Source organism: Desulfosporosinus nitroreducens, from assembly GCF_023897015.1.
Lineage (GTDB): Bacteria > Bacillota > Desulfitobacteriia > Desulfitobacteriales > Desulfitobacteriaceae > Desulfosporosinus > Desulfosporosinus nitroreducens.
The window spans coordinates 1-8,590 of the sequence record NZ_JAMHFY010000057.1 but is presented as its reverse complement, the minus strand read 5'-3'; the positions used below and the strand labels follow the sequence as shown (position 1 = coordinate 8,590).

The following is an 8,590-nucleotide window of genomic DNA, read 5'->3' as shown; positions in this document are numbered from 1 at the left end:
CAGGAAGACTATTACTCAGAGATAAAATGTTGTATGGTTTGTGGCGAAAAGTTGCTGGTTTTACTTGACTGCTTACAGTGGAAGAGGGAGGGGAATAAAGATTTACACAAAATTATTTACATACCCAAAGTAACCACACTAGTCTGTTCTTATTACCGTTTTCATGATCTCCAAGCTAGCAATTTCATTAATTATGTCAGATAAGTTATATATTAAACTTCTTGCAACCATAATTAAATCAGTAAATTTAAATTCTGGAATTGCATAATTATCGTATGTAACTCTTCCATCGCCTATAGCATACAGTTTCCCCCGATCTGGGACCGCTCTTGTTCTAGACCCTTGTCTTTCAGTATTAATAGTAATTTCATCAATACCAGGTAAATATCTATGAGTAATAATATCTCTATACCTTTTCAATATTTCCTGACCATCAGATGAAATACCTCTAAAGATCTTATTTAATGAGTTTTCAATCTTCTCCCTATCCTTTAGCGATAACCAGCCAATGTCGTTTTGATCTCCTTTACATATAATTAAAGATTTTTTAATTTTGTTAAAATCAATTCTTCTTGGCTCTTTATTACTTTGTTCAGGAATAAGTGATCCTCTAGATAGTTCAAAAATCATGAATGCTAGATAATCTAACGTCGTGAAGAATTTAGGTAGAAAATCTCTAAAGTGTTTATTTCTAACTTTATATTTCCAATAACCCGCCAATCCTCGATCTTCTAACTCTTCCAATTCTAATGCAATTTTATTGGCAGCGAAGGAATATGTATAACAATCGACTAATTCTTCAAAAGCTTGAGATAAACTTCCGATATATTGTTTTAATCAATATATCTTTTTGATTATATGGAAAATGCCCTTCGAGAAACTCATACTTTAAGTCATAATCAAGTTGATCCCAAATTTCACAGCGTAGTTCATACCAACGGGGGAATAGAGCCTTAACTTTCCCCCTTGTTTGTTCAATACGATTCTTCATGAAAACCTCCGAAATGGTTATTTTACATAACAGATATATTACGACTTCGTTAATGGTACTTGGAATAGACTTTACATTTATACGAACCTGTTCGTATATTTCACCATTAAAGATACATGGAACTTATTAACAATTAGCATATAGATCCCTACAAAATAAGTTCTTTTGCAGGGACCTATATGCTAAACATTCATCAACTAATAGGTGGATTGGAGAGATTATCTTATACGATGTTGGTTATTTCATGTTAAGGATTGGCGGGACGGGGAGGGATCGAACCTCCCAACGCTTGTTTCATGTATTAAAACGGTGAAATTATTAATCATGTACGCCCACTCCCATAGCATTGGAAAACATACACCAGATCGTCCCACAAGCGTTGTTCCCGCCACTAGGCACACCCAAAGGATAGCATTAATCATAATATCTACCTCCAATGTTAAAACCAATTTAATCTTTATAGAGACGAAGAATATGATTTCTGCTGAGAAGACCGAAACATGTTTATAAACCTCACCTAGACATGAACTCTATTTTATTATATCAGATTCTTAGGACATCACGCATCATCCTCAATATTTTCCATCCTATGAGGCTTAAGTCCGATAACTGAGATTACGTTAACCCCCCTATTCAAATCCCATAGCGGTCGAGTTGAGGTTATTTTCATCAAAGAAGATTCAACTACGCAGTTTGCTCGATAAAAAGACCCTCGATTTAGGAACTCGTGGAAGAGATACATTATTCGGATATGGCTTAATTCAAGCTGAAAATTAAAGAAAAATGATATGTAGGAAAATTCTTACTCAGTGACCACAACTATTGATACTTTATTTATAAATTGCGATTAAATCTTAAGATAAAGAGGGAATAGAAAGGGGGAACCCCTCTTTCTATTCCCTCTTATTAAATTTATTACTAAATAAATTTAAACGTTAATATATTGCTTAAATTATATGTTATCGTTTTTTAACTTTTCAAGAATGTCACGAACAGTTTGATTAATACTATTTAATTTCCTCACATGCCATACAGCAAAAATGATAAGTGCAACTGACATAGCCAAAGGAATTAAGAGAACACCAAGAGTTGCTTGTGTGGCGTCTACCATAGTCCTATTTACTCCTTTCAATTCCTCTGATTTGTTAATAAGCCTTTACGATTCCGCTATTATCAATAATATAAAAAAACCAATAATACTAACCTCTATATAATTAGGACCTAGATGTCTTATAACGTTCCGCGATATTACGAAGTCCGGTTAGTTATTACTTTTTTCATATTATCACATCTAAAAAAGTTTTGGCAATATTAACATATTATTACAATATTTTTAAACAATGGAATGTATAATTTGATCGGGTCGGATAAATATGGAAAAGGATGTGTTTTAATGAAGAAGAGGAGTTTTTTGGTTCCTTTGTTACTTTGTTTGGTAATGCTTCTGTCTGTAATTCCTGTGTATGGTGCTCCAGTAAATTCTATTACATTAACTGACCAAGAAATTAGTAATTTAAAGGTGAAATTTAATTCTGAGGGAGTACCAAAGGATAAACAAGTATTACTTATACAAAAAATTAAGAATGGTGAATTAATTGATTCAATGAACTCGGAAAAACTAAAAGCTCTACCTGAAGATTTTTTTTCTTTGACGAACATTGATTCAGAAAAAAAATATGTTTTCCCTGACGGATCATATTGCAAAATATCTGCAATTGATATTATTCCCGAAAATGAACAAAAACTGTTAGATGCTATTGGCGATAAAAAAGCAGTTGATAAATTAATCAATAACAATAAAAAATCAGAACAAATGGTTCAGGCAAGTGGTTCTTACACTTATACTAAATGGATACAATATGACTTTAATGCAACTGGCGGAGGTTTTACCTGTGATTATACAACGGCGTCTGATATTAATACTGGTAGGAGTGTAATTAATTATGTTGACGACGAAATGACTTGGGCTGTAGGTGGACAAACAAACTCTGAAACTTTAAAAACTCCCAGACCAGCACAAATTGGAACTTCTCCTGCTCAAGCTTCACTAAGATGGAGATTTGTCGCTATGGGTGGAGCAGGTTCATTTTATTATGGATTTACTTGGAACCTCTTATATGAAAAAACTTGGATTTCATAAAAAGCGTTATCGATATTTATTTAAAATATAACGAATAATATTATCAAATCCGACCAAATTAAAGCTCCTTATAGGTAGTGTCACTTACTGTTATCTACTTAGAGGGAGCATTTTTATATTCCATTTGAGCAATTTTGAAAGATACCTGATTTCTAAGACTTACTCTTGTTTTTATTGAGCCAGTTGACGTCGACCGTCAGAACTGCGGGCTGACTTCATAATTAGTGGCTATCTCAATGTCTTTTGATCGTTCTTTTGCCACCTCTGTTAAAGCTTTGCCATTATTTCATTTACCGCATATCCTCTTAACTTAGATGCCGACCAAAGATTGGAGTCCTATAATTAGCATATGACAAGAACCAAAAAGACAATGTCTGATTTTAACTTTGGCATAGTCTAACAATAACGGTATGTAAATAGCACTAGGCATTCTATCAATAAGGAACGCTGGTGCTATTGTTTATTGAACTAGTAAATCCATAAGTTAGGTGCAGTTATGATCTTTATTGCCCTACTCAGGCAAGCTCTTTTCCATCCACACTATGTCAAAGAGCTTGCCGAATTTTTTACCAACATTATGAAATCTTCCGCATTCAAGAAAACCATTCTTTTTATGAAAACTTATACTCTGATTATTCTCAGAAGAAATACTTGCTAATAAACTCTTTATACCGATTTTACTAGATTCTCTTTCTAGAAGTTCTAATGCTATTTTCCCAATCCCTTTTCCTACTTCCTGTATATCTAGAAAATAGGTTATCTCTGCTGTTTCTCTGAATGCAGGAAATGGATTGTATGCACGTATAAAACAAAATCCGATTACTTTTTCTGCATCCCCATTTTTTATTACATAAGCGGGATAATTTTTTGTCATTTCTAAGAACATTCCAAAAAAATCGTAGGGCAACTCAGACTCTGGGTAAGCAGCAAAACTGTTTTTTACATAGTAGTTGAATATATCCATTACCTCTTTGCTATATTCTTTTGCCATTCTATCAAACTTCAGATTCATAATATTTCTCCTTTAAATACTCTATATGGCTTCGCTCTATTGGAATAAATATACCGGCATTTTGTAAAGTTCATCAATACTACATTCTCCGTTTTCGCCCAAATTCCTCTCTGACAGCTAATTTACCTATTTTAATTTCTGCTTTTCTGGCTTGTTTAGGGTGCTTTAATCCGAATACTAAAGTCCGTTTTTCTCACGCTTACGTCGATTTACTATGGTGTTTGTTCGGTTTTTTCCTAATTTTTCAAATTACTGTGTACCTATGGGGTTTAGTATATCTCCCTCTTCGAATTGGGCATGAATACTTTCTCACTACATAATATTATATGGAAACAAAAGGATTAGAATTTGCTTTGTAGAATAATCAATACAGAAGGTTTTAATTGAAGAGGAGAGGCGATAATATGGTAACTATTGGAGAAAATAAATTATCTGAGTTACTCTTAAATAAGGCAAATCTCAGACTCATAGAACCTCATATATACTCGGTCTTTAAGAACGTTGAAGTCACTAATTCTTATGATACAGAGTTTGGGAATATATATGACTGGGTGGCTTGCAATCCCTTGTACAATCGTCTCATATGGGGATATTCGATCACCAAATTTGCTTCCATCGATCTCGATGCACTTAAGTCATCAAAGAAGGGATATGTATTAGACCTCGGGTGTGGCTCATTGGCGTTTACTGCAAAAACATATATTCAATATTCTGATCGTCCGGTTGTCCTTATAGACCAATCAATCAAAATGTTAAAACTTGCGAAGTCAAGACTCACCAAACTAAATGGAAAAATCCCTGTCAATATGGTTTTCCTCCACGCTGATGCTCTTCAATTACCTTTTAACCCAATAGTTTCAATACAATAATTTCATTAAATTTACTGCACTGCCTCGATGATATAAACAAGTTAATGACTGGATTAAAAAATGTTTTATCACAAGATGGCAAGATGTATTTTTCAACCTTGGTTAAAGGCGATCGTTTTGGCGACAGATATCTTAAGGCCTTGGGAAACTCCGGCAAATTGGTACCTAGAAACATAGACCAACTTCGAGCTGTCTTTGATGAACTGAATATTCCCATAAGATACGATCTTCTTGGTAATATGGCGTTTATTACCACCAAATCTTAAGCATATCAAATATTCAGGATTTAATTTCTAACTTACAGTCATAGAAGAATTAGCTACAAAGCCCTATCCCCACTGACTCATTTTAACCCGGATTCGAGTATGTACAGTGTTTTGCTTGCCAGTAAAATGAGTATTATAAATATAGCTCTTTCATCGTGACGGGGCACGTTGAGTGTATAATTCTGATGACGAAATGTGGTTCGGAGGGCAAAAAGTAGAGTTTGACCACAAGATGTTGTGGTTTGAGAGCAATTTTGGGGCGAAAATTGAGCGAAAAAATGCTCTTTTTTGCCCCTTAAAAATAGGCTAAAATATAGATGACATAGGGCGAATTCGAAAAAATTAATGGTTTTGTGTTAGCTTTGAAGGCACAATTGAATATTGAATGAGTGAATAATTATGAGGCAGAGTTTTTAGGTCAACTTAAATGACCTACAGACTCTGTCTCTTTTATTTAGTATGAGAAAATGAAGATTTTGGTTTCTTCCATATTATTATTTATCAAAGGTTATTTTCAACACTTTTAATCCAATTGTATATTTCATCAATAGCAAGTTTATGATTTCCTATCTGACAATGTTGTTCACCTCCATCTGCTTCAGTAAACATTCTTGTAGAAAGGCTTTTCGCACGTTTAATCTTATTTGATAATTTATAAAACTGGTTACTAGGAATATAATGGTCTTTTTCTCCTGCAAGCAGTAGAACATGGCAGGTCAGTTGGTCACATACTCTCTGAGGTAGATGATGTTTTAACAACTCCCTGTAATAATCGTACGGGGTTTTTGTTCCGGTTATATACATTCCTTGCATCAGTGCCCAATCTGCAATCAAGCTTTTTCCCCTTAGAAAGCTAAGGATTCGGTTTGCTATTTTTTTTCTGCGATGTAGTACAGAAAATCTTACCATATATCTTAAAAAAGTAGGAAATATATTAGTCATACAGAGAAACCCGTTTTCAAGAACATCGTATGCAACTACTGCATGAATTCTTTTCTCATAAGCAGCAGCCCTGACTGCAAGATAACCGCCCCAAGATATTCCAATCATAGTACACGATTTTACACCATAGTAGTCTAATACGCGGGAGGTCGGATTTTCCCAGTCGGCCACAAATGTGAGTCCGTTTTTTAAGGTTTTACCTTGTCCGCCACCTTCAAATAATATCACTGTGTACCCGTTATCCGTAAAGTCAAATAATGCAGGAACGAATTCTTCGATAAAAGAATCATAACCGCCGCAAACAAGCAAAATTCCTTTTTCGTTTTCACTTTTAAAAATAAGACTATGCATTTTTGAATTCATATAAGGGATTTCATTGATTTCATAGTTTAAATTCATTTGCTTAAAAGCCATATGGAAATTCTCATAAGATGCTTCATACATACTATTTTTTTGCGGATGGTCTTCTTTTAGAAAAAATTCAGCCATTCTGTAAGCATAAGCTGCACGCATATGTTGGGAAGAATCCTTATATTCATTTCCAAGGGTAGACCATACTTCAAACCATTTTGAAAGGTCTTTGATTTCTCGGGTTTTTTCAATGATTTCTGTTTCATTTGCAGCCCTTTCTCCATAGGTTAATACTCGGTTTATTTGAAAATCAAGCTGTTGTATTCCGATTATGTTTTTTATATAGGCCATATTTATATTACCTCGTTCCTAATGTGTCACACTTGACGCATTTTATAAAACTTATTATAATGAATTGGTAGAAGTTTAGCAATAGAATGATCTATTGTGCTACATATTGATATGCTTTGTAACATTAATGGGGGAATACATGAACAATATGAATTACAAGATTGCATTGCAATCCAAAAAGATGTTAACAGATGGACTACTTAAGCTTATGATAACTAATGACTTTTCAACGATTACAGTGACACAAATCTGTCAGGAAGCAAATTTGTCTCGTAGGACTTTCTACCGACTGTATGAATCTAAAGAAGATATATTATCCGAATATCTGTTTTTTCTCGCAGAGGAATTTAAGAGTATAGTGAACGAAGCAGTTCCTAAACATTACATAGAAGTAGCCACAATCTATTTTAGTTTTTGGAAGCAGCACGAAGATTTTTTGAACCTGCTCAAAAAAAACAAAATGCTAGAAGTAATTTATAATACAGCAAGAGAAATGGCTCCATCAGTTTTTAAAATGGTCAAACCGAATACTCAGCTTGACGTTGATATACTTTCATTTGCATTATCTTATAGTCTTGGAGGTTTAAATGGAATGTTGATTCAATGGGTGGAAGATGGTATGAGACTATCTTCAGATCAGTTAGCAGCAATCTTGAAGCAGACACTTCAAATCGCTGTAAATTAAAAAATAATGGAATGACTATAATTGAAATGCATGAAAAGGGTGTAAACATAGAAAATTGTAATGTATCAAAACGAAGATGGCATGGAGATAGATATTGTTAAATATGCTTTTTAGCAAAGAAGAACCTGAGTGGAATTCAGTTGTTGCAATTTATGCAACAACTGTTATAACGGGTGGGAAATTATCTATATACAGTATGGGGAAAATATGCCTACGCTGCGTATATGTTTAGAAATATATATGTTTTAGACAAGGAGTAACGGATGTCGATCCGCTGTTTGAATCAGAGGAAATTTCAGCCATTTCTAAATCGCCAAAAGGAAATCTCGGAAGTAAAATGGGTGGACGGTGTGTTTGACCGATTATCTAACGGGCAGAAAGAAACCCATGAACTTACCCTGTTAAAAAACTGCCGTATCTGGCAGCTCAAGCCGGAATCGGATATTCTAATGCGATTTATCAGTTACGACCAGATGAAAAAGGACTTCGGAGAACCAAATCCGAAAGATTACCAAGTGGTCTATGACGGTGAGGGAAAGCAACAGTTTGGAAGCGATCTATTCCAAGTTTAATTCCAACCAGCCACCCGGCTATACCGGACACTCTCTGTCCATGTCTGATGTAGTGGAGTTATACGATGGCGAGGGCAGTGAATTTCAAGTACCAATTAAGGAGAGTATGACGAGGAACTGGTCAGACGGTTACTCCAGAGCGTAAAGGTGATTAGCGAGGATAAGCTGGAGATACAGTTTAAATCGGGGATTGTGATGGAGCAGAGAGTGGCATATTGTGAATGATGGATAAGCAGGAATGGGGGCTACTCTGCTCCTGCTTATAAAGTCCTGCTTATAAAGCTGTTAAGAATAAAATCCTCAGTACGCTGAGGGTTTTATTCTTGCTTGCCATCCCCCTGAGTTAGAATAGTTGTCATGGACCTCCGAGAGAAGTATAGTGAGTTAACAGGACTCGGAGGAGGATAAATA

General features: G+C 34.8%; 9 protein-coding genes and 1 pseudogene. 5 read left to right on the top strand and 5 right to left on the bottom strand.

The window, feature by feature from the left end; all coding sequences use genetic code 11:
- Positions 1 to 138: 138 nt before the first annotated feature.
- The 3 genes from M8E35_RS25805 to M8E35_RS25795 all read right to left on the bottom strand — a co-directional run bounded on the left by M8E35_RS25805 (position 139) and on the right by M8E35_RS25795 (position 2,102).
- The gene (locus M8E35_RS25805; RefSeq protein ID WP_252473838.1) at positions 139 to 720 is read right to left on the bottom strand and encodes a hypothetical protein; all 582 of its coding nucleotides are present in this window, start codon (positions 718 to 720) and stop codon (positions 139 to 141) included.
- 79 nt (positions 721 to 799) lie between these two features.
- Positions 800 to 991 carry a hypothetical protein gene (locus M8E35_RS25800; protein ID WP_252473837.1) on the bottom strand — a complete coding sequence of 64 codons (192 nt, stop codon included), beginning with the start codon at positions 989 to 991 and terminating at the stop codon, positions 800 to 802.
- A 952-nt stretch (positions 992 to 1,943) separates the two neighbouring features.
- Entirely contained in the window at positions 1,944 to 2,102 is a 159-nt protein-coding gene (locus M8E35_RS25795; protein ID WP_252473836.1) for a hypothetical protein, read from the bottom strand.
- A 282-nt stretch (positions 2,103 to 2,384) separates the two neighbouring features.
- Here M8E35_RS25795 and M8E35_RS25790 point away from each other — a divergent pair, with 282 nt between their 5' ends.
- Entirely contained in the window at positions 2,385 to 3,131 is a 747-nt protein-coding gene (locus M8E35_RS25790) for a hypothetical protein (RefSeq protein WP_252473835.1), read from the top strand.
- 511 nt (positions 3,132 to 3,642) lie between these two features.
- Here the strand turns inward: M8E35_RS25790 and M8E35_RS25785 are convergent.
- Positions 3,643 to 4,143: a GNAT family N-acetyltransferase gene (locus M8E35_RS25785; protein ID WP_252473834.1), complete on the bottom strand. Its 501-nt coding sequence runs from the start codon at positions 4,141 to 4,143 to the stop codon at positions 3,643 to 3,645.
- Positions 4,144 to 4,547: 404 nt separating this feature from the next.
- Between M8E35_RS25785 and M8E35_RS25780 the strand changes: the two genes are divergently transcribed.
- A complete protein-coding gene (locus M8E35_RS25780; protein WP_252473833.1) occupies positions 4,548 to 5,012 on the top strand; it encodes a class I SAM-dependent methyltransferase in 465 nt (154 codons plus the stop codon).
- A gap of 83 nt (positions 5,013 to 5,095) precedes the next feature.
- Complete coding sequence (locus M8E35_RS25775; protein WP_252473832.1) at positions 5,096 to 5,278, top strand: hypothetical protein; 183 nt, start codon at positions 5,096 to 5,098, stop codon at positions 5,276 to 5,278.
- A gap of 501 nt (positions 5,279 to 5,779) precedes the next feature.
- On the opposite strand, the gene M8E35_RS25770 is transcribed toward M8E35_RS25775, so the two are convergent.
- Positions 5,780 to 6,922, bottom strand: a complete 1,143-nt coding sequence (locus M8E35_RS25770) for an alpha/beta hydrolase family protein (protein WP_252473831.1) — start codon at positions 6,920 to 6,922, stop codon at positions 5,780 to 5,782.
- A gap of 139 nt (positions 6,923 to 7,061) precedes the next feature.
- Between M8E35_RS25770 and M8E35_RS25765 the strand changes: the two genes are divergently transcribed.
- Both M8E35_RS25765 and M8E35_RS25760 read left to right on the top strand, forming a co-directional pair.
- The gene (locus M8E35_RS25765) at positions 7,062 to 7,607 is read left to right on the top strand and encodes a TetR/AcrR family transcriptional regulator (protein WP_252473830.1); all 546 of its coding nucleotides are present in this window, start codon (positions 7,062 to 7,064) and stop codon (positions 7,605 to 7,607) included.
- Positions 7,608 to 7,870: 263 nt separating this feature from the next.
- Positions 7,871 to 8,324: pseudogene (locus M8E35_RS25760) on the top strand (YodL domain-containing protein).
- Positions 8,325 to 8,590: the final 266 nt, after the last annotated feature.